The 25560-nt window shown below is 59.6% G+C and carries 28 protein-coding genes and 2 pseudogenes; 15 read left to right on the top strand and 15 right to left on the bottom strand.

What is annotated here, in order from left to right:
* Positions 1–33: 33 nt before the first annotated feature.
* From zwf to C6W55_RS08655, 4 genes are all read left to right on the top strand, one after another.
* Entirely contained in the window at positions 34–1554 is a 1521-nt protein-coding gene (zwf, locus tag C6W55_RS08670) for a glucose-6-phosphate dehydrogenase (protein WP_286892358.1), read from the top strand.
* Positions 1532–3526: a transketolase gene (tkt, locus tag C6W55_RS08665; protein ID WP_286892357.1), complete on the top strand. Its 1995-nt coding sequence runs from the start codon at positions 1532–1534 to the stop codon at positions 3524–3526. The genes zwf and tkt overlap by 23 nt, the downstream gene beginning before the upstream one ends.
* 88 nt (positions 3527–3614) lie before the next feature.
* Positions 3615–4280, top strand: a complete 666-nt coding sequence (gene fsa, locus C6W55_RS08660) for a fructose-6-phosphate aldolase (RefSeq protein ID WP_015253373.1) — start codon at positions 3615–3617, stop codon at positions 4278–4280.
* A 167-nt stretch (positions 4281–4447) separates the two neighbouring features.
* Positions 4448–4963, top strand: a complete 516-nt coding sequence (locus tag C6W55_RS08655) for a hypothetical protein (RefSeq protein WP_286892356.1) — start codon at positions 4448–4450, stop codon at positions 4961–4963.
* A 58-nt stretch (positions 4964–5021) separates the two neighbouring features.
* Here C6W55_RS08655 and C6W55_RS18095 read toward each other — a convergent pair whose 3' ends face one another.
* Entirely contained in the window at positions 5022–5330 is a 309-nt protein-coding gene (locus C6W55_RS18095) for a hypothetical protein (protein ID WP_353682025.1), read from the bottom strand.
* Positions 5331–5448: 118 nt separating this feature from the next.
* Between C6W55_RS18095 and C6W55_RS08645 the strand changes: the two genes are divergently transcribed.
* Entirely contained in the window at positions 5449–6432 is a 984-nt protein-coding gene (locus tag C6W55_RS08645; RefSeq protein WP_286892355.1) for a helix-turn-helix transcriptional regulator, read from the top strand.
* A gap of 23 nt (positions 6433–6455) precedes the next feature.
* On the opposite strand, the gene C6W55_RS08640 is transcribed toward C6W55_RS08645, so the two are convergent.
* From C6W55_RS08640 to C6W55_RS08620, 5 genes are all read right to left on the bottom strand, one after another.
* On the bottom strand, positions 6456–7184 hold the full coding sequence (locus C6W55_RS08640) for a Dph6-related ATP pyrophosphatase (protein WP_286892354.1): 729 nt from the start codon (positions 7182–7184) through the stop codon (positions 6456–6458).
* A 25-nt stretch (positions 7185–7209) separates the two neighbouring features.
* Positions 7210–8109 (bottom strand): DUF817 domain-containing protein, encoded by a 900-nt coding sequence (locus tag C6W55_RS08635; RefSeq protein WP_286892353.1) that lies wholly within the window; start codon positions 8107–8109, stop codon positions 7210–7212.
* The gene (locus C6W55_RS08630; RefSeq protein ID WP_213483579.1) at positions 8109–8330 is read right to left on the bottom strand and encodes a helix-turn-helix domain-containing protein; all 222 of its coding nucleotides are present in this window, start codon (positions 8328–8330) and stop codon (positions 8109–8111) included. Before C6W55_RS08630 ends, C6W55_RS08635 begins: the two co-directional genes overlap by 1 nt.
* Positions 8331–8340: 10 nt before the next feature.
* Complete coding sequence (locus C6W55_RS08625; RefSeq protein WP_015253367.1) at positions 8341–8820, bottom strand: DUF2975 domain-containing protein; 480 nt, start codon at positions 8818–8820, stop codon at positions 8341–8343.
* Between the two features lie 295 nt (positions 8821–9115).
* Positions 9116–9733 (bottom strand): GNAT family N-acetyltransferase, encoded by a 618-nt coding sequence (locus tag C6W55_RS08620; RefSeq protein ID WP_353682024.1) that lies wholly within the window; start codon positions 9731–9733, stop codon positions 9116–9118.
* Here C6W55_RS08620 and C6W55_RS08615 point away from each other — a divergent pair.
* Complete coding sequence (locus C6W55_RS08615; protein ID WP_286892352.1) at positions 9732–10511, top strand: alpha/beta hydrolase; 780 nt, start codon at positions 9732–9734, stop codon at positions 10509–10511. The genes C6W55_RS08620 and C6W55_RS08615 overlap by 2 nt on opposite strands.
* Positions 10512–10515: 4 nt before the next feature.
* Here C6W55_RS08615 and C6W55_RS08610 read toward each other — a convergent pair.
* A pseudogene (locus tag C6W55_RS08610) lies at positions 10516–10761 on the bottom strand (tRNA-binding protein); the annotation flags it as partial.
* Between the two features lie 72 nt (positions 10762–10833).
* On the opposite strand from C6W55_RS08610, the gene C6W55_RS08605 reads away from it, so the two are divergent.
* The 8 genes from C6W55_RS08605 to C6W55_RS08570 all read left to right on the top strand — a co-directional run bounded on the left by C6W55_RS08605 (position 10834) and on the right by C6W55_RS08570 (position 19686).
* Positions 10834–12435, top strand: a complete 1602-nt coding sequence (locus tag C6W55_RS08605; RefSeq protein ID WP_286892351.1) for a response regulator transcription factor — start codon at positions 10834–10836, stop codon at positions 12433–12435.
* A 3-nt stretch (positions 12436–12438) separates the two neighbouring features.
* Positions 12439–14232 (top strand): sensor histidine kinase, encoded by a 1794-nt coding sequence (locus C6W55_RS08600; protein ID WP_286892350.1) that lies wholly within the window; start codon positions 12439–12441, stop codon positions 14230–14232.
* A 147-nt stretch (positions 14233–14379) separates the two neighbouring features.
* The gene (locus C6W55_RS08595) at positions 14380–15714 is read left to right on the top strand and encodes an ABC transporter substrate-binding protein (RefSeq protein ID WP_286892349.1); all 1335 of its coding nucleotides are present in this window, start codon (positions 14380–14382) and stop codon (positions 15712–15714) included.
* A gap of 103 nt (positions 15715–15817) precedes the next feature.
* Positions 15818–16678: a carbohydrate ABC transporter permease gene (locus C6W55_RS08590; protein WP_286892425.1), complete on the top strand. Its 861-nt coding sequence runs from the start codon at positions 15818–15820 to the stop codon at positions 16676–16678.
* A 17-nt stretch (positions 16679–16695) separates the two neighbouring features.
* Complete coding sequence (locus tag C6W55_RS08585; protein ID WP_286892348.1) at positions 16696–17496, top strand: carbohydrate ABC transporter permease; 801 nt, start codon at positions 16696–16698, stop codon at positions 17494–17496.
* A 307-nt stretch (positions 17497–17803) separates the two neighbouring features.
* A complete protein-coding gene (locus C6W55_RS08580) occupies positions 17804–18184 on the top strand; it encodes a GntR family transcriptional regulator (protein ID WP_286892347.1) in 381 nt (126 codons plus the stop codon).
* Positions 18181–19044 (top strand): ABC transporter ATP-binding protein, encoded by an 864-nt coding sequence (locus tag C6W55_RS08575; protein WP_286892346.1) that lies wholly within the window; start codon positions 18181–18183, stop codon positions 19042–19044. Before C6W55_RS08580 ends, C6W55_RS08575 begins: the two co-directional genes overlap by 4 nt.
* Positions 19045–19686: an ABC-2 transporter permease gene (locus tag C6W55_RS08570; protein ID WP_015253357.1), complete on the top strand. Its 642-nt coding sequence runs from the start codon at positions 19045–19047 to the stop codon at positions 19684–19686.
* A gap of 38 nt (positions 19687–19724) precedes the next feature.
* Here the strand turns inward: C6W55_RS08570 and C6W55_RS08565 are convergent, their stop codons facing one another.
* The 4 genes from C6W55_RS08565 to C6W55_RS08550 all read right to left on the bottom strand — a co-directional run bounded on the left by C6W55_RS08565 (position 19725) and on the right by C6W55_RS08550 (position 22279).
* Positions 19725–20468: an SAM-dependent methyltransferase gene (locus C6W55_RS08565; RefSeq protein WP_286892345.1), complete on the bottom strand. Its 744-nt coding sequence runs from the start codon at positions 20466–20468 to the stop codon at positions 19725–19727.
* 115 nt (positions 20469–20583) lie between these two features.
* Positions 20584–20808 (bottom strand): hypothetical protein, encoded by a 225-nt coding sequence (locus tag C6W55_RS08560; RefSeq protein WP_015253355.1) that lies wholly within the window; start codon positions 20806–20808, stop codon positions 20584–20586.
* 147 nt (positions 20809–20955) lie between these two features.
* Positions 20956–21519 carry an MOSC domain-containing protein gene (locus C6W55_RS08555; protein ID WP_286892344.1) on the bottom strand — a complete coding sequence of 188 codons (564 nt, stop codon included), beginning with the start codon at positions 21517–21519 and terminating at the stop codon, positions 20956–20958.
* Between the two features lie 175 nt (positions 21520–21694).
* Positions 21695–22279 carry an LOG family protein gene (locus tag C6W55_RS08550; protein WP_286892343.1) on the bottom strand — a complete coding sequence of 195 codons (585 nt, stop codon included), beginning with the start codon at positions 22277–22279 and terminating at the stop codon, positions 21695–21697.
* 75 nt (positions 22280–22354) lie between these two features.
* Here C6W55_RS08550 and paiA point away from each other — a divergent pair, with 75 nt between their 5' ends.
* Positions 22355–22873, top strand: coding sequence for a spermidine/spermine N(1)-acetyltransferase (gene paiA, locus C6W55_RS08545; RefSeq protein WP_286892342.1), 519 nt, complete (start codon positions 22355–22357; stop codon positions 22871–22873).
* A 9-nt stretch (positions 22874–22882) separates the two neighbouring features.
* Here the strand turns inward: paiA and C6W55_RS08540 are convergent, their stop codons facing one another.
* The 4 genes and pseudogenes from C6W55_RS08540 to C6W55_RS08525 all read right to left on the bottom strand — a co-directional run bounded on the left by C6W55_RS08540 (position 22883) and on the right by C6W55_RS08525 (position 25201).
* On the bottom strand, positions 22883–23761 hold the full coding sequence (locus C6W55_RS08540; protein WP_286892341.1) for a LysR family transcriptional regulator: 879 nt from the start codon (positions 23759–23761) through the stop codon (positions 22883–22885).
* A 370-nt stretch (positions 23762–24131) separates the two neighbouring features.
* A pseudogene (locus C6W55_RS08535) lies at positions 24132–24371 on the bottom strand (winged helix-turn-helix domain-containing protein); the annotation flags it as partial.
* Positions 24372–24550: 179 nt separating this feature from the next.
* On the bottom strand, positions 24551–24949 hold the full coding sequence (locus C6W55_RS08530; RefSeq protein ID WP_015253350.1) for a hypothetical protein: 399 nt from the start codon (positions 24947–24949) through the stop codon (positions 24551–24553).
* 84 nt (positions 24950–25033) lie between these two features.
* Positions 25034–25201, bottom strand: a complete 168-nt coding sequence (locus C6W55_RS08525; RefSeq protein ID WP_286892340.1) for a hypothetical protein — start codon at positions 25199–25201, stop codon at positions 25034–25036.
* Between the last annotated feature and the right edge of the window lie 359 nt (positions 25202–25560).

The following is a 25560-nucleotide window of genomic DNA, read 5'->3' as shown; positions in this document are numbered from 1 at the left end:
TTTTCGCATGCAATGGCGGAAAGGAGAAGGAAGTTGGAGCCGACCACTTTTGTTTTGTTCGGAGCAACCGGCGATTTGGCGAAACGCAAAATCTATCCGGCGCTTTACAATTTGTTCATCCGCGGCAAGCTGCCGGCGGCTTTCTCCGTCATCGGCCTCGGGAGAAGGGAATGGAGCGACGACACGCTCCGGGCCAACGTGGAGCAGTCGCTGCGGCAGTTCTCCCGCAACAAGCCGGAAGACGCCGCGACGCTCGGCCGCTTCCTGGAAGCGTTCCGGTACTGCATGCTCGACATCGGCCGCGAAGCGGACTACCTCAGACTGCTCGACCTCGTGAAGGCGAGGGAGGAAGAACTCGGCATTCCGGAGAACCGCTTGTTCTACCTGTCGGTCGGGCCCGAGTTTTTCGGAACGATCGCCGACAACATCCGCTTGAGCGGACTCGGTTCCGGCCGCGGCTGGAAGCGGCTCGTCATCGAGAAGCCGTTCGGCCATGACCTCCGCTCCGCCCGGGAGCTGAACCGGAAGCTCAGCGAATCGTTCGCGGAGGACGAGATTTACCGCATCGACCATTACCTCGGCAAGCCGATCGTGCAGCGGCTGGAGACGCTGCAGCAGGAGAACCCGGTCATCCAGGCGCTGTGGACCAACCGTTACATCGCCAATGTGCAGATTACGGCGAACGAAACGGTCGGCGTCGAGGAACGGGCCGGCTATTACGATCGCGCCGGCGCCCTGCGCGACATGTTCCAGAACCATCTGCTGCAGCTGCTCATGATGGCGGCGATCCATCTGCCCCACGACAGCAGCTCCGAGACCGTGCGCTTCAAGAAGAAACGGGTGATGGAGTCTCTCGAACTGCTGCAGAAGGAAGACGTGGGCATCCACGTCGTGCGCGGCCAGTATGCGGCCGGCAGCATCGGCGGGAAGCCGGTTGTCGGCTACACGTCGGAACCGGGCATCGCGCCGGACTCGCGCACCGAGACGTTCATCGCCGCCCGCCTGCATATCGACAACAACAACTGGCGCGGCGTGCCGTTCTACATCCGCACGGGCAAGCGGCTGAAGGAGAAATCGACACGCATCGTCGTCGAGTTCAAGGAGCCGGTGAAACACCGGCGGTCGTCGAACGGCGCCGAACCGAACCTGCTCGTCATCGAGATCGGGCCGAAAGAAAGCATGACGCTGCAGCTGAACACGAAAGAGTCCGGGCTGGACGGCAGCTTCAAGCCGATTCATATCGACCTGCATGCCGTCGGGGAGAACTCGCCCGAAGCCTACGAAAATCTGATCGGCGACGCGCTTGCCGGCGACCCGACCTTCTTCGCGCATTGGGACGAGGTCGAACTGTCCTGGCAATGGGTCCAGCCGATTCTGGATGCCTTCGGGGAGGATCTGGTGCCGCTTCATTCTTATGAGGCCGGCGGCTACGGACCTGCCGAGTCCGAAGCGCTGCTCGCGCGGGACGGTTTCCACTGGTGGTTCGACGACAAATCCGATTTGAAATCCAATACGAACGAGGGGGAACGCTATGTCTGCCAAACAAACCATTGACCAACTTGCCATCAACACCATCCGCACGCTGTCCATCGATGCGATCAACGCCGCCAACTCCGGCCATCCCGGCCTGCCGATGGGCGCCGCGCCGATGGCGTACGCGCTCTGGAGCGAGCATATGAACCACAATCCGGCGAACAGCAAATGGTTCAACCGCGACCGCTTCGTCCTGTCGGCCGGCCACGGCTCGATGCTGCTGTACAGCCTGCTGCATCTGTTCGGCTACAACGTGACGCTCGACGACCTGAAGCAATTCCGCCAGCTCGGCAGCAAGACGCCCGGCCATCCCGAGTTCGGGCACACCGACGGCGTCGAAGCGACGACGGGTCCGCTCGGCCAGGGGATCGCGATGGCGGTCGGCATGGCGATGGCCGAAGCGCATCTGGCCGCGAAGTTCAACCGGGAAGGCTTCCCGGTCGTCGACCACTACACGTACGCGCTCGTCGGCGACGGCTGCCTGCAGGAGGGCATCTCCTACGAGGCGATGTCGATGGCCGGCCACATGAAGCTCGGCAAGCTGATCGTGCTGTACGACTCGAACGACATCTCGCTGGACGGCGAGCTCAAGCTCAGCTTCAGCGAGAACGTCCGGCTGCGGGCCGAATCCGCGAATTGGCAATACCTGCGTGTGGAGGACGGCAACGATCCGGCCGCGGTATCGGCTGCCATCGCGGAAGCGAAGGCGAATCTTGATCAGCCGACGATCATCGAGGTGCGCACGATCATCGGCTACGGCAGCAAGAACGCCGGCACGAACAAGGTGCACGGCGCCCCGATCGGCGAAGAGGACGCGAAGAACGCCAAGGCGGCATACGGCTGGACGTGGGAAGAACCGTTCACGGTGCCGGAGGAAGTGCGGAAGCATTTTGCGGAGCTGAAGGCGAAGGGCGCCGCGAAGGAAGCAGAGTGGAACAAGCTCTTCGAAGCTTACAAGGCGCAGCATCCGGAACTCGGCCGGGAGCTGGAGCAGGCGATCGACGGCACGGTGAAGATCGACGCCGCCGACATCCTGACGTTCGATCCCGCGAAGGCGATCTCGACCCGCGTCGCGAGCGGCGAAGCGATCAACCACTACGTGAAGATCGTGCCGTCCATCTTCGGCGGCAGCGCCGACCTGTCGCACTCGACGATGACGGACATCAAGGGCGAGAGCAAGTTCGCCGTCGAATCGTACGCCGGCCGCAACGTCTACTTCGGCGTCCGCGAGCACGCGATGGGCGCGGCCGGGAACGGCATGGCGCTGCACGGCGGCATCCGCCCGTTCGTCAGCACGTTCTTCGTGTTCAGCGACTACCTGCGCCCGTCGATCCGCCTGGCCGCGCTGCAGAAGCTGCCGGTCGTGTACGTGTTCACCCACGACTCGATCGCCGTCGGCGAAGACGGGCCGACGCACGAGCCGATCGAGCAGCTCGCCGCGCTGCGCTCCATCCCCGGCGTGACGGTCATCCGCCCGTCCGACGCGAACGAGACGGCCAGCGCCTGGGCGTACGCGCTCGAGCAGCAGGACGGCCCGGTGGCGCTCGTGCTGAGCCGGCAAAACCTGCCGGTGCTCGAAGCGACGGCGCGCAACAAAGCTGAAGTCGCGCGGGGCGGCTATGTGCTCGCCGATGCGAACGGTCAGCCGGATGCCATCCTGATCGCAACCGGCTCGGAAGTGTCGCTGGCGCTCGGCGCCAAGGCGGAGCTCGAGAAAGAAGGCGTCAAGGTGCGCGTCGTGGCGATGCCGAGCCGCGAACTGTTCGACCGCCAGCCGGAAGACTACAAAAAGTCCGTCCTGCCGGACGGCGTGGCGAAGCGGCTCGTGATCGAAGCCGGCATTTCGCTCGGCTGGGACCGCTACGCGGGGCCGGGCGGCAAGGTGCTGTCGATCGAGACCTTCGGCGCTTCGGGCCCGGGCGGCGCGGTGCTGAAGCATTTCGGCTTCTCCGTCGACAATGTCGTCCGCCTCGTCCGCGAGATGCTGCAATAACGGCACCACGTGCCGTTAACGCCGGCGTGCGGCCGGCAAATGTTCAACCGTTTGTTCACTCCATTAAAAATCAAGGAGGTTGAGCAGCATGAAATTCTTCATCGACACGGCCAATCTGGCGGAAATCCAGAAGGTGTACAAAATGGGCATCCTGTCCGGCGTCACGACGAACCCGTCGCTCGTCGCGAAGGAAGGCGTCAAGTTCGAGGACCGCATCGAACAGATTTTGCAGGCCGTTCCCGAAGTCGAATCGGTCTCGGCCGAAGTGACGCCCGACGCCGTGACGGCGGAGCAGATGATCGCGCAGGCGCTCGAGCTGGCCAAGATCAACAACAACGACCCGAAGATCACGATCAAGCTGCCGATGACGCTCGACGGACTGGAAGCCTGCCGCTACCTTTCGAAGAAAGGCATCAAGACGAACGTCACGCTCATCTTCACGGTCAACCAGGCGCTGCTCGCCGCCCGCGCCGGCGCGACGTACGTGTCGCCGTTCCTCGGCCGGCTTGATGACATCTCGGAGGACGGCGTCCAGCTCGTGACGAAGGTTGCGGAACTGTTCCGCGTCCACAATCTGGATACGCAAATCATCGCCGCATCCGTCCGTCATCCGGACCATGTCACCCGCGTTGCGTTGGCCGGTGCGCACATTGCCACGATCCCGTTCAAGGTCATCGAGCAGATCGCGAAGCACCCGCTGACGGATCAGGGCATCGCAAAGTTCGCCGCCGACTGGCAGAATGCCGTGAAATAACGATAGTCCGACAGCAAAATAACGGTCGAACAGGAAACCCTCCTGTCCGGCCGTCTTTTTTTTTTCGGCTCAAATCCGAACCCGACATGCTCTTTAGGCGTTAAATAGATATATATGAATTGTCGCGATATGTCCTCAAGACCATTCGACCGGGGGTGCCGATTCCGATGAAGAGCATAAGCGAACCTGTTGAGCGGGCCATCGTGCTGTGCATCGCCATCGTGCTGGTCGTGATCGTGGATTTGATCAAGCCCTCGCCTGCTCCCGCGGACAACATCGACATTCAGGTGACCATCCTGAGCGCGGAGAAACGACCGGACGGCGCCATCGACGTGACGGCCGAAATTGCAAACAACGGTTACGCCACCCTGGCGGACAATCGCCTGTTCGTCGTGCCCGAGGCGTCCGAAGGCACGTATCACGAGAACAAGGACGGCAAAAACGAAGGAAGCGGAACGGCCGCAGCCGATGATCCGCCGAAGGATACGCCGGTGCGGGAACTGGAAGGCTCATTCGGGCAAATTCCCCCGGACACCTCCGTCAAAATCGCCTTCACCGTCCCGTCCGGAATCGCCCGCCAGGAACCGTTGTACGTCCATTTCGAAAGCCTGAAACTGCGGTACGAGAATACGGAGGAGCCAAGAGCGATCAGGGTCACCGTGCCGCTATCGGTTTCCGATTGATACGTTCGTTCCGGAAGCGACGCGAACTCCCGGGGAACATCCCCGGGAGCGTCAACCATCACCGGTACCGCTCCGCATCCGCGGGCTTGCCCGGCTGGATGACCTCGCGATAGTACTTCATGAAATTCGGCCGCGAGCCGTCGATGTCCGTAAAGCCGTACACCTCGGCGAGCTCGCCGCTCGAGAGCGACCGGCCGTTCCAGCGGCGCACCTCCGGATCGCTCGCCAGCGCGTCGTCCGCCCCGTCACATACACGGTCGCCCCTGCCGCTCCGAGCTCGACGGCGATGCCGCGGCCGGCGCCGCGCGTGCCGCCCGCGACCAGCGCGACCTTGCCGGCCAGTTTCCCTGCGAATGGATTCATCCATTTAACCTCCTCAAACATTTCAGAATGCCCGACATCATGGTAGATGATTAATACGACATCTCATGTCATAATTAACGGGTAAAATGATGACTCGGAACGCGAAGGAGGGACCGGAGACGATGAGAGCGGACCGGCTGCTGCAAATCATGCTGCTGCTCCAGAACAACGGCAAAATGACGACCCGGGAGCTCGCGGAAGCGATGGAAGTGTCCGACCGCACGATTCTGCGCGACATGGACGCCCTGAGCGCCGCCGGCATACCGGTCATTTCGGAACGCGGCAAGACCGGCGGCTGGAAGCTGATCGACCGGTTCCGCAGCCCGATCAGCGGGCTGACGCTGGACGAGCTGAAATCGCTGTTCATCCTGCCGTCCGGCGAACTGCTCGAGCAGCTCGGCATCCGGCCGGGCGGGCCCGAAATCCGGCGCAAGCTCGCGGCCTCCATGCCGCTGGCGGTGAGAAGCAGCGCGCAGCAATATCTGGAGAAGATCTATATTGATACCGGGACGTGGAAGCCTTCGGGCAGCGGGCATACGGAGACGCTCCGACAGGCGATGGCGGCGCTGTGGGAGGATCGCCAACTCCGCATCCGCTATCAGAAGGCGGGCGGCGAAACCACGGATCGCGTACTCTGCCCGCTCGGCCTTGTCGCCAAAGGCAGCGCATGGTACCTGGTTGCCATGCACGCGGACGATGAATACCGCTCGTACCGCGTCTCCCGGATTGTCCGCGCCGACATCCTGCCCGAGACGTTCGTCCGGCCGACGCACTTCGACCTTGCGGCCTGGTGGAAGGCGAGCAAGGAGCAGTTCGCCGCCGGGCTGCCCCGGCTCGAAGTGCGGGTGCTCGCCGACCCGTCCATCGTCGGACGGATGACGTTTACGGAGCGGTTTGTGGAGATCGGGGAGATCGGCGGGGCAGAGGAAGGCGGGCGGGTGACGGCGGTGCTTTTTTTCCAGACGGAAGAAGAGGCGGTGCGGTATGTGCTGGGCTTCGGCGGAAAGATGCGGATCATCAGCCCCGAATCGCTGATCCCGCTTGTCGTGCAGGAGGCGAAGGCGGCGATTGCACAGTATGCGGCCGTGCCGCCTTCCGGACAATGAAAGGGGGGCACCGGTACGTCTTGTCATCTTCCACGATCAGAATCCGGTACATCTTGCCCTCCCGCTTCGTCAAGCTCGATCGACAAAAAGGCGTATTCCCCGTCCCGGACGACTTCCCGCTTGCGAACGGGCACGGGATGCCTGAAGATCGGGCCGTCGATCACCAGGGTGTGAAATTCGCCGCTTTCCCCGCACGGGTCGATCCCGCGCGCCGCCAGTTCGTCCACCAATTCATGGGTGAACATCCGTCCGAGATCCGCTTCCCGCATGCCCATCGACAAATTGACGGTCACCAGGACGGCTTGGAACCCGAGGTCGATGAATTCCCTGACCGTCTCGACATGATCCCGCTCCCACAGCGGCATGCCGAGACCGAGTCCGGCGCGCCTCGTCACCCGGTCATGCCAGCAGCCGTGCGCCGGCATGTCCAGATCCCCCGTGACGAGCACTTCCGCGCCCTGCCGTTTCGCTTGTTCCAGCAGGCCGATGAACACCTTCTCGTAGGCCTCCCAGCTGGCGGGCGCCGCATGGACAGGCAGGCCGACGGCTTCCGCCTGGGCGCGGATGACGGCCTCCGGGATGCCGTGGGAGCGGGAACGCCGCCCTTCTTCCTCCATGACGACGATGAGGCCGACCGGCTCGCCGGCGTTCATGGCATGATAGAGCGCCAGTGTGCTGTCTTTCCCGCCGCTGAACGAAGCCACGAATTTGCGCCCGCACGCGTTATGTTTCCAATTCGGTGCCTCTGCCATATCCATTGCGCTCTCCATTCTCCCCTCACATGGTTTGCATCGGTCCCTCACCGCTCAACGTCTGCGCCGTCCGGGGCCGGCGGCCCTTCACCAGCTTCAGCGTCGCCACGATCAGGAAGCTGACGATGACGAGCAGGAACCACGAGCTCAATTTCCCCGTATGCACAAGGCGCCAGGCGCCGGCTTGATCGGGATACTGCCACGCTCCGAAGAAGGTGGCGATATTCTCGGCGACCCAGATGAAAAAGCCGATGAGCACAAACGACAGGGCGACCGGCATCCGATAGCGTGACCCGTTCACCTCGAACAGCACCCGCGACCGCCAGAACACGATGAACACCAGCCCGGTCAGCCACCAGCGGATATCCACCCAGTAATGATGGGTGAAAAAGTTCAGGTAGATCGCGGCCGCGAGCGGGACGACCAGGGGAAACGGCGGCCATTTCACCAGCTCCAGCCTGAGCCTTCGCCACGCCTGGCACATGTAGCTCGCCACGCTGGCGTACATGAACCCGCTGTAGAGCGGCACGCCGAATACCTTGAAGTATCCGGGTTCCGGATAAGACCAGGATCCCATATGGACCTTGAAAATTTCAAGCGCAAGGCCGATCAGGTGGAACAAGGCGATGACTTTCATTTCATCTTTCGTTTCGAGCCCGGAACGGAGCATCCACCATTGCATCAGCAGGCAGATGACGAGTAGCCAGTCGTACCGCGGCAAGAGCGGCAGCGGGATGTACCGGGTCAGCGCCAGCGAGGCGAAGATGACGACGGGAAACACGCACGACAGCGCCTGTTGGATGCCGAAATGCGTGAGCTGCGCCAGCAGCCGCGTAAGCGCCCGGCGGACGGCAACCTTACGCTTGTCGGTCGGGCGCTTGACAGCCCGGCGCATGGCAGCCGTGCGTTTCTCGGCCCCGCGCATCATGCCTCTCCCGCGTCGTCCCGCCGGTATTCCAGGATGTCCCCGGGTTGGCAGTCGAGCGCTTCACAGATCGCATCAAGGGTGGACAGGCGGATCGCCTTCGCCTTGCCGTTTTTCAGGATTGACAGGTTCGCCATCGTGATCCCGACCCGTTCGGACAGCTCGGTCACGCTCATTTTGCGTTTGGCCAGCATCACATCAAGGTTGACGATAATTGCCACGGGCCTCACCTCAGATCGTCAGGTCGTTTTCGGTCTTGATATCAATGGCGTGCCGCAGCAATTTCTGCAGGACGGCCGCGAAGACGGCGATCACCACGCTCGCGAAAGGCACGACGCAGCCGACGATGACGAGCCCCGGGGCATCATCCATTTGCGCGAACAGATAGAAGAGGGGCAGCGCCAGCACATGGCAGATGCAGATGGCAACGGCGCAGTATTTGATCTTCTTCAGCGCGTCCACGGACGATTCCGAGAAGGCGGTGTTCCGGTCGATGTACTGCAGCAGCCGGTATGCCTGGTACAACGCATAGTAGAACGGAATCGCGGACGCATAGAACACCAGGAAGACGAGATACCGGACGACGGGGTAATCCGGCAGCCCCTCCGCCGCGGTCTCCGCCATCTCCGGCACCGCAAAAATGCACAGCGCCAATATGGGGACCCCGAGCAGGAACACGACGATTTTCAGAAAGAGCGTCTCCAGTTTCACGTTCAGCACCTCTTTTGCGTGTTGGTTATAATATAACGTGACATTTATCGTTTTACAATAAATTTTTATTTTTTTGGGTGAAATTTTTGTTGTTATTTTGTTTGCGGGACAAGCAATCCGCAGGCTGCTCCCGTGAGACCCGCACGCTGCTGCAGCGTGGGATGCACGCTACAGCCTCCCGCGCGGGGCTCCGCACGCTGCTGTAGCGTGGAATGCACGCTACAGCCTCTCTCGCAAAGCGCCGCCGCAAAGAAAAACGCCGCCTGCACATCAAGGCAGGCGGCGTGTGAACGCCTCATATCCATCTCCTGTACCTCACCGATACATACCCGTCCCCGTCCCGGTTGCCGTGGCTCGGCTGCTCGTGCTGAAAGACGAACCCCCGGGCCTCGTAGAACGGAATGCCCTTCTGGTTGCCCTTGAACACGGACACCCACTGCTCGGCGGCACCGAACGCCTTCTGCTGCCGGGTGACCGCATCCAGCAGCCGGGTGCCGATGCCTTCGTTCCGCCGGTCGGGCGCCACGTAGAGCACGAACACTTCCCCCGACCGCTCGCCGATCATTCCGCCCCCGCCGGCGCCGGCGACCTTGCCGTCCTCCACGGCGACGAAATATCCGCCCCAATCCCGGCCCGTTTCCGTGACTTCCTTCAGCACCCGCTCCTCGTTGTAGAACTCCCCGATGATCCGTTCAATGTACTCCGGGCTGCACATGTCCGCATACGTCGCCCGCCAGCCGTCCGCGCACACCCGGCAGATGCCTTCCACATGGTCGGGAGTCGCCCGCACCACTTCCATCATGCCGTCCGACCCTCTTCGTCTGCCATCTTCATGCCCCCGCACGTTGACAGTAACCGCTTCCATCTTCCAATATGACAGAAATACCAAAAAAACCGTCAAGGTGATGTCCATGCGCGACTCCCCCTTCGTCTTCCCCGTGAAGGAAGCCGTCTACAAGGTGATCGGCGGGCGGAAGCTCCGGTTTTTCGTGTTCGAGCCTGACACCGGCGGAATGGACCGGACGGCGGTGCTGTTCTTCATCGGCGGCACCTTCGGCAAGACGCCGAATACGCCTGCGGATTTCCAGTACCACGCCGCGTACCTCGCCTCGAAGGGATATGTCGCGATCTGCGTCGAATGCCGGACCGGACAAGACGAAGGCTTCACGCCGATCCAGGCGATCTGCGACGCCAGATCCGCCGTCCGGCGGCTGCGCGGGCACGCATCCGAATGGGGCATCGACCCGCAAAAAATCGTCGTGTGCGCTTCATCGTCCGGCGGATACACCGCCGTGTCCGCCATCATGTTCGACCATCTGAACGACGAAGGAGACGATCCGGCCATCTCCCCCGTCCCGGACGCGCTGGTCATTTTCGCCGCCGGGATGGACGCCGTGGACATCACAGAGCGCCTCTACCCCGGCCTGCTGCCTGAGGCGCGGAACATCTCTCCGTACCACAACGTGAAAAAATGCCTCCCGCCCACGCTCTGGATGATCGGTACCGCGGTCCCTCTTTTCGAGCAAAACCGGGACTTCGTCAAGCGGATGGCTGCGGCGGGCAACGACATCACCTGGATCGCTTACGAAGGAATGGAGCACGGGTTTTTCCGCCATGGCCGGCACGGAAACCGCCCGCTCGACGAGACCCGGAGATGGATCGCGGAATTCCTGAAATCCATCGGCCTCTGACCGCCTACGCGATCGGCGTGCCGTTCGGAACCGGTTCATCCGGCCGCAGCAGCACGACATCCCCTTCTTCCGGAATGCCGCCGAGGACGAGCACCTCGGAGCTGCAGCCCGCGATGCGTCTCGGCGGGAAGTTGACGACCGCCGCGACCTGGCGTCCGACGAGCTGCTCCGGCGCATATCTGCGCGTGATCTGGGCGGAAGATTGCTTGATCCCCAGTTCCCCGAAATCAATTTTCAGCTTGATGGCCGGCGCACCATTTGTCCACCCCGTCCGGGCGGTCTGCCGCAGCCTGTCTATTGCTGGCCGGAGGGGCCTTTTGCTATGGTTAGAAGAAAAGCACGCACGCTCAGAATGGAGGCGTTTACAATCGAAGGGCACCTGTGCAAAATCCTGATCGTAGACGATGAAATTCTGATCCGGCAAGGCATCAAGCACTACATGAACTGGGAACAAGAGGGGTTCACCATCGTCGGCGAGGCGGCGAACGGCCAGGAAGCGCTCGAGATGATCGAGACATGCAGGCCCGACATCGTCATCACGGATATCGTCATGCCGGTGATGGACGGCAAAGAGCTCACGAAGGTCATCAAGACGCGCTACCCGGAGATCGAAGTGGTCGTGCTCAGCAGTTTCGGCGAGTTCGAATATGTTCGCAACACGTTCCAGAGCGGGGTTGCGGACTATATGTTGAAGCCGAGGCTGGAGCCGAAGGAGCTGCTGAACGTGCTGAACAGGGCGGTCGGCCGGACGGAGGCGGGACCGAACGCCGTCCGGGGGGCGAAGGCGCCCGCCGCCGCCGCGGAGCGGCTGCTGGAGAAAATCACGGCCGGATTCGAACTCGGCGGCGAAGCGGACCGCGCCGACATCCGCGCGTCGTTCCCGCATCCCGTCTTCCGCTTGCTGGCCGTGACCGCGAAGGACATCTCCGAAGCAGCAGCCGCCGCGCTCCAATCGATGGTTGGAAAGCGGTTTCCCGGCGCCGTCTGCCTGCCGTTCCCGGCCGGCCGCGGTCTGACGGGCTTTCTGCTGAACGGGAACGCGGACCTGCAAACGCAAGCGCCGCTGGACGGTCTCGCCGCGCAGTGGGCGGACGCATTCGGCCAAGCCGGAACGCTGCTCATCAGCCGGCCCTATGAGGACTTCATGCGGACGGGGGACGTGCTGCGGGAGCAGATTCATCCGCTGGCGCGCCGGGCCTTCTACCGTCCCGACGCCCGCTGGCTGACGTTCGCGGAAGATGCGGATCCGCCGCTGACGGTGGAAGCGTTCAACCTCAACCAGTTCACGGAAGCGTTCAAGCTGATGCAGTTCGGCGAGGCGTTCGGCGGGCTGCGCCGGCATGTGGAGAAGCTGCGCGCCGCCGGCGGCATGGATGTCGAGGAATTCAAGTCTTTCCTGAACAACATGATCTTCACGATCACCGTCCTGACGGAGAACATAGGCTTCGACGCGCAAGGGCTGGACAAGGAGAAATTCCGCTATTTCGACGCCATTCAGCAGGCGCGGAACGCGGAAGAGGCGATCGGCATCCTCCACGCGTTCACGGCAGAAGCGGAAAGGCGGCTGGCGGATTCCGCCCGGAACGCCGCGCGGGACAACATGAAGAAGCTGCTGGACTACATCGAACAGAACTATGCGGAACCGCTCAGCCTGAAGGAAGTCGCGAAACATTTTCACTTCAACCCGTCGTACCTGTCCAGCTGGTTCTCCGCCCACAGCGGCGAAGGATTCGTCGAATATGTCAACAAGATCCGGATCCATAAGGCGGCAGAGATGCTCCGCACCGGGTCCGGCTCCATTGCGGAGATCGGCGCGAAGGTGGGCTTCCCGGATCACAGCTATTTCTGCAAGGTGTTCAAGAAATTCACCGGCCGCTCCCCGAGCGAGTACCGCAGGATGACGGCCGGAACCGCCAGGGAGTAAGTCATGCGAAAATGGCTCAACCGTTTCCAGATCAACGGCCTCTTCATCAAACTTTTTCTCGTTACCGTCATCAGCATCGCCGCCGTATCCGTGCTCGTCACCTGGTCGACGATCCGGCTGTCCGAGCGGCTGTTCATCGACACGTTCAGCATCATCAACTCCAAGGTGCTCAGCCAGATCAACTCCGGCTTCCAGTCCCTCAACACCGCCATCGTGACCGCCTCCAACAACATGCTGCAGAGCGGTTCGGTCAAGCAGTATCTGACCGAATCGGACGGCGACTCGCTGACGATGGCGAAGTCTTACTACAATATGCGCAAGCAGATGGACCAGATCGCGACGGCCATCGAAACGTACGAGACGGCGATCATCGTCAAGGGCATCAACGGCCGCACGTACATGACGAACCGGCTGATCTGGCCGATCGCCGAAGCGGACATCGACCGCCATCCGGTCACGCTCGCGGCGCATGAAGATCCGAAGCGGCTCCTGTATCTGGCCGATTTTCGGGAGGCGGATGGAGCGGAGCCGGTCATCATCGCCGCGAAAGCCATGATGGAACGCTCGACGGGGTTCGTGTACGGAACCCTGTTCTTCGCCATGCGGGAAAGCGAGTTCAAGCAGCTCTATTCCAGCTATACCAGCGAAGGCAACGACATGGTGATCCTCGACCGGTCCGGCACGATTCTGTCCAGCAACCGCGGGGAGCTGATCGGACGGCAGGTGCCGGAGCTGCTGGGCATCGCGGAGGACATGCACGGGCACGGCCGGGATTACGCGAGCATGCACCTTTTCGACCGGAACCAGATCGTGCTGGCCGAGTATCTGCCCTTCTATGATCTGTACATGGTCAATCTCATCGACAAGCAGTCCATCCTGAACACGCTCGTCGATACGCGCACGATCACCCTGATCGTCATCGGCATCGTGGCCGGCGCGCTGATCATCGTGTACATGATCTCCCGGCGGCTGACCCGCTCGCTGACGCGGCTGGTGAAGCAGATCTCGAACATTTCGAAATACGAATTCGGGCATTACGTCTCGGAGACGGGCAGCTACGAGACGCGCCAGCTGGCGCGGGCGTTCAACTTCATGCTGGACGAGCTCAAGGAGTACCTCGCGGAGCTGGACCAGGCCCAGCGGAAGAAGCGGAACGCGGAGCTCGCGGCGCTGCAGCGGCAGATCAATCCGCATTTCCTGTACAATACGCTGGCCTCCATCAAGATCATGGTGAAGCAGGGAAGCCGGGAGAAGGCGTCGGAGACGATCAACGCCCTGATCGCCCTGCTGCAGAACGCGATCGGCGACGTGAGCGAGACGATCACCGTCGAGCGGGACATCGAGCTTCTGCGGCATTACGCCCTCATCATGGAAGCCCGCAACGGGGACCGGATCAAGCTGCATGACTTCGTTGCCCCGGATTGCCGGGACGCGCTCGTGCCGAAGCTGATGATCCAGCCGTTCGTCGAGAACGCGTTCTTCCACGCGTTCAACCGCAAGGCGGAAGGATCGGTGTACGTGACGGTGTCGCGCAAGGGGAATACGCTCGTGTGCGAGATCGTCGACAACGGGGACGGCATGGAGCTTGACGGAGGCTGGCCGGAATCGAAAAGCAGATCCAGGGGCCACCTGTTCACGGGCATCGGCATGCGCAACGTGCACGAGCGGCTGACCCTGCTCTACGGCGAGCCTTACGGCGTGCAGATCCAAAGCCGCGCCGGCGAAGGGACGACGGTGCGGATCGAGCTGCCGTACCGGACGGCCAAAAATATTCCAAGCATCCAAAAATCGTCCTGATTTAAGGCCATGCCCGGCGCTGCGCAACACCCAAATAAAGCACAACCATTGGCAAAGATCGTTCTAACGACAGCGGCCGACACCGTGCTATGATTTTAATTGCGAAGCGGAAGCGCTTACAACATTTGCAGACAGGGGGATTCGCGGATGAAGAAATGGCTGACGGTTGTGCTGGCGGTCATGCTGCTGCTTTCGGCGTGCTCGTCGGGCGGCGGGAACAAGCAAGACTCGTCTTCCGGCGGCGGAAACGGCGGCGGTGACAACGGCGGAAGCGCATCGGGCGGAAAAGAAGCGGCGGAAATCACCATTTGGGCGTGGGACCCGAACTTCAACATCAAGGCGCTCAACATCGCGAAGGAGCGCTACAGCAAGATCAATCCCGACGTGAAGATCAACATCGTCGAGAACGCGCAGGCGGACATCATCCAGAAGCTGAACACCGGCCTCGGCTCGGGCACGACGACGGGCCTGCCGAACATCGTTCTGATCGAGGACTACCGGGCGCAAAGCTTCCTGAAGGCGTTTCCGGACATGTTCTACGAGCTGACGGATACGTTCAACGCGGCCGACTTCGCCGAGTACAAGATCGGACCGACGAGCGTGGACGGACGCAACTACGGCCTGCCCTTCGACTCCGGCGTCACCGGACTGTTCGTCCGCACGGACTATCTGGCGGAAGCCGGGTACTCGCCGGATGACCTGCAGGCGCTGACCTGGAACGAGTTCATCGAGATCGGGAAGAACGTGAAGGAAGCGACGGGCAAGGACATGCTGTCGCTCGACCCGAACGATCTCGGCATCATCCGCGTCATGATCCAGACCGCGGGCAAGTGGTATCTGGACGAAAGCGGCGAGAAACCGTTCCTGGCCGGCAACGAAGCGCTGAAAGAAGCCTTCCAGCTGTACAAGGAAATGATGGAAGCCGATATTGTCAAACCGAACGCCGACTGGAGCCAGTTCGTGGCCGCCTTCAACAGCGGGGACGTCGCGTCGGTGCCGACCGGCAACTGGATCAACGCCTCGATCAAGGCGGAGAGCTCCCAGGCGGGCAAATGGGCGGTCGTCCCGATCCCGCGGCTGGCCGGCCAGCCGGGCAGCGTGAACGCCTCCAACCTGGGCGGCAGCTCCTGGTACGTGCTGAACGTGCCGGGCAAAGAAGCCGCGGCGGACTTCCTCGCGAAGACGTTCGGTTCGGACGTGGAGTTTTATCAGGAGCTGGTGACGGAGATCGGGGCGATCGGCACCTACATCCCCGCATCCACCGGCGAAGCGTACAGCGCGCCCGATCCGTTCTACAACGGGCAGAAGACGATCGCCGACTTCGCGAAGTGGACGGAAGACATTCCGCGGGTCAACTTCGGCGCCCACACCTATGTGATCGAGGACATCCTGGTCGTGGAAATGCAGAACTACCTGAACGGCAAGCCGCTTGACGACGCGCTGAATGACGCGCAGAAACAGGCGGAAGCGCAAGTCCGTTAACGATCAATCATCAGAACGCGCAAGCGGAATCGCCTTGGATGGCAGCATCCAGGGCGTTTCCGTCTCGGCCGGGAAAGGAGTTTGCATAACGGTGTCTATTCGGATGCGGACCCGGGTTACGGGCTGGTGTTTCGTCATCGCGGCGGTGGTGCTGATCTGCCTGTTCTATTTCTATCCGATGATCCAGGCGTTCAATCTGTCCCTGAAATCCGGGGTCGGAACGAACCTGCAATACGTCGGATTCGAGAACTACAAGCGCCTGTTCACCGACTCGAACTTCATCACGGCGGTGACCAACACGTTCATCTATCTGATCGTGCAAGTGCCGATCATGATCATCCTCGCGCTGCTGCTGTCGGTGATGCTGAACAGCGACAAGCTGCGGCTCAAGGGGCTGTTCCGCACGGCCATTTTTCTCCCGTGCGTCACGTCCCTGGTCGCCTACTCGGTCATCTTCAAATATCTGTTCGCGAACGACGGCCTGGTCAATCTGCTGCTGCTCAGACTGTCGATCATCGACCGGCCCATCGGCTGGATCACGGACCCGTTCTGGGCGAAGGTGACGATCATTCTGGCGATTACGTGGCGGTGGACCGGCTACAACATGATTTTCTATCTGTCCGCGCTGCAAAATATCGACCGGTCGATCTACGAAGCGGCGACGATCGACGGCGCTTCGGCATTCGGAAAGTTCACGAAGATCACGATTCCGCTCCTCAAGCCGATCATCCTGTTCACGTCAATCATGTCGACGATCGGCACGCTCCAGCTGTTCGACGAAGTCATGAACATTACGAAGGGCGGACCGGGCAACGCGACGATGTCGATTTCCCAATACATTTACAACCTGTCGTTCAAGTACACGCCGGATTTCGGATATGCGGCGACCGTCTCCTATGCGATCGTCGTGCTGATCGTCATCTTCTCGTACATGCAATTCAAAGTGGCAGGTGATCGGCGATGATCGCAAGGCGGGTGTTCATGTACCTTTTCCTGGGCGTGACCGCGTTTGTCTCGATTTTTCCGTTCCTCTGGATGGTGGTCAGCTCGACGAATCCTTCCGTGGAAGTGACGAAGGGCCGTCTGATGCCCGGCACCCACCTGTTCGTGAACCTGTCGAATCTGGTGGAGCAGATCGATCTCGTCCGGGCGCTCGCGAACTCGCTGGTCATTGCGCTGATCACGACCGGGCTGGCGCTCCTTATCGGCTCGCTGGCGGGCTACGGGTTTGAGATTTACAGGAGCCGGGCGAAGGACGCCGTGTTCAACATCCTGCTGCTGTCCATGATGATTCCGTTCGCCGCCCTGATGGTGCCGCTCTACCGGATGTTCGCCTGGCTCTCCGGGAAGATGCCGGTGATCGGCATCGACACGAAGGCGGCGGTCATCCTGCCGACGATGGCGACGGCGTTCCTGATCTTCTTCTTCCGGCAGAACACGAAGATGTTCGAGCGGGAGATGATCGAAGCCGGGCGCATCGACGGGCTCGGCGAGCTCGGCATCTTCCTGCGCATCTACGTGCCGACGATGCGGACGACCTACGCGGCGGCGGCGATCATCACGTTCATGTCGAGCTGGAACAACTATATGTGGCCGCTCGTCGTCCTGCAGTCGGACGCCAAGAAGACGATCCCGCTGCTCATCTCGAATCTCGGATCCAGCTATTCGCCGGATTACGGCATGATCATGACCGCCATCGTGATCGCCACGCTGCCGACGGCGCTGGTGTTCTTCCTGATGCAGAAGCATTTCGTGGCGGGGATGCTCGGGTCGGTGAAATAACGCGGCGATGGCCGGTCCGATCCGGCTGCGCCATGCCTGGGCCGACAAAGGAGGATGCTGCCGGCATCCTCCCCGCATATCTGGCCGCGAGGGCGCTGGCCCTCCGGCCATGTTCATGAAGAAGGAACCCGAACGGCTGACTGCCGTGCGGGTTCCTTCGACGTTTCATCGATGGTTGGTGCCCGGCGAATCGGTTCTGTATGTTCCCCGCAAACCGGGCGGTCTATCGGCCCCGCCATTGACACTGTGCTTATCCGTTATATAATGTACTTGTACAATATGTACACTTTCCGGGAAGTGAACGTTATTGGAGATCATTATCAGCAGCAATTCGAGCAAGCCCATCTATGAGCAAATCTCGAGTCAGATCAAAGCGATGGTCATGAGCAGAAAACTGCAGCCGGGCGATCCCATCCCGTCCATGCGTGCTCTCGCCAAAATGATCCATGTCAGCGTCATTACCGTGCAGAAGGCCTATGAAGAATTGCAGCGTGAAGGGTTTATCGAAACGACCGTGGGCCGGGGAAGCTTTATATCCGCGCATCATCGCGACGTCATTCAGGAAGAACACCAGAGAAGAATGGAAGAGCATTTGCGGTTGGCTGTGGAAGCCGCGCGCATGAGCGGAACCACTTTGGAAGAACTGATCCGATTGTTGGAGATGTGCTACAAGGAGGACGGCCAGTGATCTACAGTTTGGAAGTCAGCAATTTGTCGAAGCGTTATCCCGGAGCAATGTTCAGCCTGGACAATGTATCGTTTGCCGTTCCGCAAGGAAGCATCATGGGATTTGTCGGGGAAAACGGCGCAGGGAAAACGACCACGATCAACTGCATCCTCAATACGCTCAAACCGGACAGCGGCGTGATCAAAATTTTCGGCGAGGAAATGACGGAGGCCCGAACGGACATCCGGAACCATATCGGCGTTGTGTTTGATGCCATCAATTTTCCCGAGACGCTCACGGCCAACAGGCTGGCATCGGTGTTCAAAGATATTTATCATCATTGGGACAGCGACCTCTTCCGGCAACTGATCGACAGGCTGAAGGTGCCGGCCGATGTCCGGATCAAAGATCTGTCCCGGGGCATGACGATGAAGCTGGCCACGGCGGCGGCTTTTTCCCATGGCGCCAGGCTGTTGATATTGGATGAGCCCACTTCCGGACTTGATCCTGTCGTCAGGGAAGAGATGCTGGATCTGTTCCTGGAGTTCGTGGAAAATGAAGAGCATTCGATTCTCATGTCCTCGCATATTACGAGTGATTTGGAGAAAGTCGCGGATTACATCACCTTTATTCACAACGGCAAAATCATGCTGACGGAAGAGAAGGATGCGCTGTTATACCAATACGGCATTGCCCGCTGCAGGTCGGAGCAGTTTCAAGCTCTCGACAAATCGGAATATCTTGCAGCCCGGAAGAGAGGATTGCAGATCGACGTCTTGGTCCCGGATAAACAAAGGTTCTCCGGTCAACACCGGGACATCACCGTCGATAACGCCACCATTGACGAAATCATGGTCTTGCTGGTCAAGGGGGATCAATAGATGCGGGGACTTGTCCGAAACAACATTTACTCCATGGCAAGCAACATCCAACTGTCCTTCATCATCGCGGCGGTGATGGCCCTCGTGCCGATCGTCTTCCGGGAAGACATGCTGCTCTCGATGATATTGGCCGTGCAAATTTTCATTTTTGTCGTCAATACGGGCACCTCGCTGCGGGTCGATGAAACGTCCAAATGGAGCAAATTTGAACTGACGCTGCCGGTCCGCCGCCACACCATTGTCAGGGCCAAGTATGTCACTTTCGTCCTCCTCATTCTCATGGGGATCTTGACGAGTCTGCTTACCCTTGCGGTATGTAGCGCTCTGGGCATGTCGATTGATCCCGTGATGGTCACATACAGTTACGGATTCGGACTGACCCTGGCGATCACCTCGACGGCCCTCATGTATCCCGTCATGCTGAAGATCGGTACGGAGAAAAACGAGATGATCGTGTTCTTTTCCGGGTTTGCCGCGGTGGGGATCATGCTGCTGCTCGCCGCGATTCTGGCGCCGTTCACGGAAGGCATGCAGATCCGTCATCCGCTGGTCGGCACCGTGTCAACCTGTACGGCCATCGTGCTGTTCATCATCTCCTACTTCGTTTCCGTTCGCATTCATCGAAAGAAAGAGTTCAGGTAATAACGCCAAGGGGCTGACTTGAACATCAGCCCCTGCAGTTATGTCGATATGGCCGAACAAGGCGCCGAAAGTCCGCCTTCCTTCACCCGCACCGCGATCGCGATGAAGCTGAGGAATTGGTCCACGCCCCGGCTGAAGAACTTCTGATCGTCCAGCCCGTACTCGTGCCCGCAGTCGAACCAGTCCTGCCACGGCTGTTCGAATTGCCGGGTCTCGTATACCTCGATTTCGATCCGGTCTTCGCAGCCCTGCGCGATATGGTTCCGCCACCAGTTGCCGTCATGGAAGGTCGAGATGTCATCTCCCAACCACTCGACGAGCAGCTCGGGCGCGTCGCCCTCAAACTCCCGCTTCAGGCCGGGAACGAGAAGCAGCGCCCGTCCGCCCGGCCGGATGAGCGGCAGCATCTTCTCCGCGAAAAACCGCTCTTGGCATCCGTAGTAATGATAGGAATCCACGCTGACGATCACATCGAAGAAATCGTCGGGGAACGGCAGATCATGGGCGTCGGCGTGCAGCGGAATGATTTTCCGCTCCTCGTCCCATTCCCGGATCCGCTTCCAGTTCTCCGTCGCGGGAATCCACAGATCGACCGCGAAGATCTGCTCCGCCCCCGTCTCCCGCGCCAGGAACAGCGAGGTCAGCCCCGTCCCGCATCCGAGATCCAGCACGCGGCCTCCCCTGATCGGGTGATTCTCCAGCATTTCTTCCAACAGACGGACCGCGTTCGGCCCCATCAACAGTTCCTTCGTAAACAAATGCTTGTAGCGGTCGGCTCTCACGGCGGTCACTTCCTTTCCCTCTATCTTTGTTTCTTGACGGCTTCGCCGACGGCCCGGCCATCGACCGGTTCCCGATCTTTCCGAACCGGTTCGGCCATGCAGGAACAGCCGTCGCTCAACCGCGCCCGCCTTCCCATTTCACTTTACACCGACCGCTTTTTCCATGACCACGCCTTATTCGCCTATAATCAAACATTACCTCCATTTCAGAAGAAACCCGACATCTGTTGATGAGGGTGATGTCCGCTTCGCCGTCCCGCAGGCTTTTCTGCAGGGTGAGGACGGCCGGGATGCCCGCGTAACCGGCTCCCAGCACCACGATCTTCTTCGGCTCTGCCATTCGGGATCACTCCATTCTTGTCATCATCTGATTGTGAAATAATTCACATATCATCCGTCAAAAAAATTTCACAATCTTCTTACCCACACTATACCACTTCACAGCCAAATATTGAATACCCAATTTTCTGACGATTCAGCAGACGCCTCATACCCGCTCCAACGGACGAAAAGGCGGCGGCGGAAGTTCCACGCGAATCCGGTCCCCTGCCCGCACCTCTCCCCCGTTCAGCACGATGGACATGACACCGGCTTTGCGGATGAGGCTGCCGTTCTCATCCCGGACCAACACCCGGCTGAGCAACCCTTTCCGGAAATCGTCGATCTGGGCGCACGGGTTGCGAAGTCCCGTGATCTCGACGACCGCTTGTTCGCCGATGTGCAGCCGTGTTCCCGCCGGCAGGCGAAGCAGATCAATCCCCCGGGTCGTGATGTTCTCGCCGAGCTGCCCGGGTTCGACGTGATAGCCGTCTTCGCGCACTTCGTCGAACAGCTTCGCGTGGATGAGGTGCACCTGGCGCAGGTTCGGCTGGTTCGGATTTTGCGCTACCCGCGAGCGATGCTTGACCGTCGCCCCCATATGCGCATCGCCTTCCACCCCCAAACCGGCCAGCAGCGTGATCGACTCCACCACCGGCTTGCTGAAGGTATGGGCTGCGCTCCGGCTGACCGACACCACCACGCCAACCCGGGATGCGAGGTCATGCATCATGCATCCATCTCCTTCAATACATCGTTATATTTGTACGCAGGCGCGGCGATTACGGTGCTCCTGCTGTTCATGAAGCAGAAGCTTTCGGCTTCCGGTATCCGCTCACACCTTCTCTGATTTTCAGCTACATACAGTTTCGCACAAAATGGAATATATTTCAATCCACATTTCCCGATCACATGACGCGTTGCCCGTGATGATACGTTTTGGCCGCGGGCGCTTCATAGTTCGCGAACTGATCCAGAATCCCTTCGGGCGTTTCGTCCGTGATGACCATCGCGCGATATTCGGGCTTCATGAACCGCTCGCGCTCCATCGTGTCAAACATGGCGAGCAGCGGATCGAAATAATGACGGATGTTGAACAGGCCGCACGGCTTTCGATGCAGACCGAGCTGCCCCCAGGTGAAAACTTCGAAATATTCCTCAAGCGTGCCCGGACCGCCGGGAAGCGCGATGAATCCGTCCGCCAGCTCGGCCATCTTCGCTTTCCGTTCGTGCATGGAATCCACCATGATGAGCTCGGTCAGACCGTGATGGGCGATCTCCCGGTCCCGCAAAAAATAAGGAAGCACCCCGATCACTTTGCCGCCCCGTTCCAGCACGGCATCCGCAACCGCTCCCATCAGACCGACGTTGGCTCCGCCATAGATCAGGGTGATCCGGCGTCTTGCCAGCTCATGCCCCAGCCTGATCGCGCCTTCCCTGTAATCCGAAGACGCCCCTTCGCTGGAGCCGCAGAATACGGCGATCGATTTCATGGAATCCTCACTCCTCGCAAAAATGAAGTAAAATAAAACATGGGACAAGTTTATGCGCAAGGGAGACCCGATAACATGCAAATATCCATCAAAAAATGCTCGTCCGATGATGTGCGCGAAATTCAGGAACTCGGCCGGCAGACGTATTTCGAAACATTCCAGGGCACGACTTCACCGGAAAACATGAACGCCTATCTGGAAAAAGCGTTCGACCGCAAGCAGCTGGAGAACGAATTGGCCAACCCTTCGTCGCAATTCTTCCTCCTTCATGTGAACGGTGAAGCGGCCGCCTATTTGAAAATCAACGTCGATGACGCCCAGACGGAACCGATGGGCGGCGAGTCGCTGGAGATTGAGCGCCTGTATGTGAAGAAGCCGTTCCAGAAACACGGACTCGGCAAAATCCTGTTCCATCATGCCGTGAATCTTGCCAGAGAGCTGCGGAAAAAGAAAGTTTGGCTGGGCGTATGGGAGCACAACGACAACGCCCTTGCCTTCTATAAGAAGATGGGGCTTGTGCAGACGGGAAGCCACCCCTTCGTCATGGGCGACGATGAGCAGACGGACCTCATCATGACCAAGACGCTGGCGTGATCCCGTCCGTCACGGCAGCCGTTCGAGAAACCGGCCGGCCGCCAGGGAAAGCGGCACATCCCGCAGCGTGACGAGGCCGACCCGGCGCGGCGGCAGCGGCACATCCACCCGGACTTCGTACAACGCCCCCTTGTTCAGCTCCTCGGCGACGAACTCGCGGATGACGCAGGCGACGCCGAGCCCGATGCGGGCGAACTGGACGAGCAGGTCGATGCTGCCGAGCTCGAATTCCGGCTGGATTGCGACACCTTGCTTCCTGTCGAACCGGTCGATGTACCCGCGGATATTGCTTCCCTGCTCCAGCAGAATGAGCGGATGGCGGACAAGCTCCTCCCATGAGACGGTCCGCTCCGCGAGCTCCCTGAACGCCTCGCCGGCCACAAAGCAGTCGTGCAGCGGAATGCTCTCGCGGATGACGAGCTGGCTGTCCTTGACGGGAAGGTTGACGATGCCGAAGTCGATCCGCCCTTCCTTCAGCAGCGCGATCGTCTCCCGGGTCGTCCGGTTCGTCACCTGGATTTTCACCGCCGGATGCTCCCGGTGGAACGACTCGAGATGCGGCAGCAGGTAATGCCGGCACAGCGTATCCCCCGCGCCGATCTTCACTTCCCCCGCGATGAGCTCGCGCATTTCCGCAATTTTCTTCTCCCCGTTCTCAAGAAAATGGAAGGCCTGGGAGACGAACTTGTGCAGCACTTCCCCCTCGGACGTCAGCCGAACCCCCGCCGGCGTTCGGTAGAAAAGCGGCCCGCCGAGACGTTCTTCCAGCCGCCGGACGGCATGGCTGACCGCCGGCTGCGTGACGCTCAGCTTCTCGGCCGCCTTCGAGAAGCTGCCGGTTTGCGCCACGGCGAGAAAGGCGCGGTACCCCTCGAAATTGTCGACCATATTATAAACACACCTCATATTCATGAATACGAATATCAATTCAGTTTATATCATGGATGTGAAGTATTATACCGGATTCCGGAACAACAGGAAAGAGATCCGGGTGCCATTTCGCTTACGTCGATTGTCGGAGCGTTGCGGAGGGACGGGGGCGGTCCCCGATCGCGGACGCGCGCAAGTCCGGGGACCTTCCGGTGCAGGCGCAGGCCTGTGCCCCCTCTTGACATGTTGCTTTTCGGAAACCTATGATAAAGATATTATAAGTGACCATTTGGTCACATAAAAAGACAAGCGGACTTGTTTCTCGCCCACCGGCATACAAATCTAACCAACTGCTTTGTTGCTCATAGAGGAGTCTCCCCTGGGGGGATTATTCAATTTTGTAGCCGACCCCCCATACGGTCTTGATATATTTCGGGTTGTCCGCCGTATCCCCCATTTTTTCGCGCAGATGGCGGATGTGGACGGTGATCGTGTTGTTGCTTTTGCTGTAATACTCGTCCTTCCAGATTGCATGGAACAGTTCCTCGGCGCTCACCACGCTGCCTTTCCGTTCCAGCAGGATGCGGAGGATGGCGAACTCGGTGGGGGTCAGGACGAGCGGTTTTTCAAAATTTTCACTCCTTTCAGCTTTTTCCTATAGTTAGACGCTGAGTATGTGATCCGAGTTGCTCGCTGATCATGTGTTCGAGATCGGCTCGCCGTCAGTCCGGTTCTTCAATGCGCAATCCCAAGATAAAAGTAGAAAAAAAGAAATTCCCGAGTTATCGAGAATCATCATTCGACATCTCACTTGCGGCTTATCACAATGATAACGATGCCATTAATCAACACATAGCCGATCATCACACACCACAGAATACTGATAGAGACCTCCTCTACCCCCAAAAAGTTAAGGATGCTGAGCGCAATAAAAAGCACCCCCAGCAAAATATGCGATGATATGAAGCAAAACTTCAACACATGCTTATCCGTTCCTTCATTGGAATTGGGGAAGGCACCGCGGGTCATGCGAACTTTGATCACATTGATCCCAGCCAAAATAAGCGCGGCAGTCAATGCCCCCAGCAAAACACTCCAATTCACCTCATTTTGGATTACGTAAATCAAGGCTAATCCCAATAATGCACCGATCAAAACATTACTTGCTCTGAAAGCCAAATTCCATTTGTCTGATTGCTTATTCACTTCGCTCCCTCATTTCAATAATGAATCACTAACTACAGTCGCGAGCAAGATGAAGCCTTATACCTTATATGACCGACTCATCTTTCAAGTTCGCCGGTTTATTCCATCCGCAAGCTCTTCCGTCTCTGCAACCAGCTCCCGCAGCATCTCGACGGCGATGGCGGAACTTTTCTGATCCGTGCCGAGCAGCGCGATGATCGTATCGATCCGCTGCTTGTAATGACGGGGCTTGACGCGAAATCCCTCGATCATGCGCACCGCCTTCTTCTCATGGATGCAGTAGGATTCATTCAGGGCGAAAGAGCGGAAATCGAACGAAAGACATGCCCCGCAACATAGCAAATGTCGTCTTTGTCCACCGTTTTCTCCGCCAGCAGCAGCGAGAACGAGGCTTCAAACCGGAAATAGCCGGTGATCGCGTCTTTGACGGCTTTGGGGTAGGGGGACGTTTTCGCTTTGAGCGCTGCGATCCGCCCCGTCGGGTTGGACCTCTGTCAATAGATTGGACAGCCAGAATCGAGAAAATTACGCAGCTTGATCGTACATTTGTTCGTATTCAACGGGTGTAAGATACCCAATTGCAGAATGAACGCGTTTGCGATTGTAGAAGA

This window comes from Thermobacillus sp. (assembly GCF_003390775.1).
Lineage (GTDB): Bacteria > Bacillota > Bacilli > Paenibacillales > Paenibacillaceae > Thermobacillus > Thermobacillus xylanilyticus.
The sequence above is the reverse complement of the archived record's forward strand: the minus strand, read 5'-3'. Positions and strand labels throughout refer to the sequence as shown.

Bases quoted from the DNA above. Each gene is read 5' to 3' on its own strand.
- tkt (WP_286892357.1), top strand. From the start codon at position 1,532: ATGTCTGCCAAACAAACCATTGACCAACTTGCCATCAACACCATCCGC.
- fsa (WP_015253373.1), top strand. From the start codon at position 3,615: ATGAAATTCTTCATCGACACGGCCAATCTGGCGGAAATCCAGAAGGTG.
- C6W55_RS08655 (WP_286892356.1), top strand. From the start codon at position 4,448: ATGAAGAGCATAAGCGAACCTGTTGAGCGGGCCATCGTGCTGTGCATC.
- C6W55_RS18095 (WP_353682025.1), bottom strand. From the start codon at position 5,330: ATGGATGAATCCATTCGCAGGGAAACTGGCCGGCAAGGTCGCGCTGGT.
- C6W55_RS08645 (WP_286892355.1), top strand. From the start codon at position 5,449: ATGAGAGCGGACCGGCTGCTGCAAATCATGCTGCTGCTCCAGAACAAC.
- C6W55_RS08640 (WP_286892354.1), bottom strand. From the start codon at position 7,184: ATGGCAGAGGCACCGAATTGGAAACATAACGCGTGCGGGCGCAAATTC.
- C6W55_RS08635 (WP_286892353.1), bottom strand. From the start codon at position 8,109: ATGCGCGGGGCCGAGAAACGCACGGCTGCCATGCGCCGGGCTGTCAAG.
- C6W55_RS08615 (WP_286892352.1), top strand. From the start codon at position 9,732: ATGCGCGACTCCCCCTTCGTCTTCCCCGTGAAGGAAGCCGTCTACAAG.
- C6W55_RS08620 (WP_353682024.1), bottom strand. From the start codon at position 9,733: ATGGACATCACCTTGACGGTTTTTTTGGTATTTCTGTCATATTGGAAG.
- C6W55_RS08605 (WP_286892351.1), top strand. From the start codon at position 10,834: ATGGTTAGAAGAAAAGCACGCACGCTCAGAATGGAGGCGTTTACAATC.
- C6W55_RS08600 (WP_286892350.1), top strand. From the start codon at position 12,439: ATGCGAAAATGGCTCAACCGTTTCCAGATCAACGGCCTCTTCATCAAA.
- C6W55_RS08595 (WP_286892349.1), top strand. From the start codon at position 14,380: ATGAAGAAATGGCTGACGGTTGTGCTGGCGGTCATGCTGCTGCTTTCG.
- C6W55_RS08590 (WP_286892425.1), top strand. From the start codon at position 15,818: ATGCGGACCCGGGTTACGGGCTGGTGTTTCGTCATCGCGGCGGTGGTG.
- C6W55_RS08585 (WP_286892348.1), top strand. From the start codon at position 16,696: ATGTACCTTTTCCTGGGCGTGACCGCGTTTGTCTCGATTTTTCCGTTC.
- C6W55_RS08570 (WP_015253357.1), top strand. From the start codon at position 19,045: ATGCGGGGACTTGTCCGAAACAACATTTACTCCATGGCAAGCAACATC.
- C6W55_RS08560 (WP_015253355.1), bottom strand. From the start codon at position 20,808: ATGGCAGAGCCGAAGAAGATCGTGGTGCTGGGAGCCGGTTACGCGGGC.
- C6W55_RS08555 (WP_286892344.1), bottom strand. From the start codon at position 21,519: ATGATGCATGACCTCGCATCCCGGGTTGGCGTGGTGGTGTCGGTCAGC.
- C6W55_RS08550 (WP_286892343.1), bottom strand. From the start codon at position 22,279: ATGAAATCGATCGCCGTATTCTGCGGCTCCAGCGAAGGGGCGTCTTCG.
- paiA (WP_286892342.1), top strand. From the start codon at position 22,355: ATGCAAATATCCATCAAAAAATGCTCGTCCGATGATGTGCGCGAAATT.
- C6W55_RS08540 (WP_286892341.1), bottom strand. From the start codon at position 23,761: ATGGTCGACAATTTCGAGGGGTACCGCGCCTTTCTCGCCGTGGCGCAA.
- C6W55_RS08525 (WP_286892340.1), bottom strand. From the start codon at position 25,201: ATGATCGAGGGATTTCGCGTCAAGCCCCGTCATTACAAGCAGCGGATC.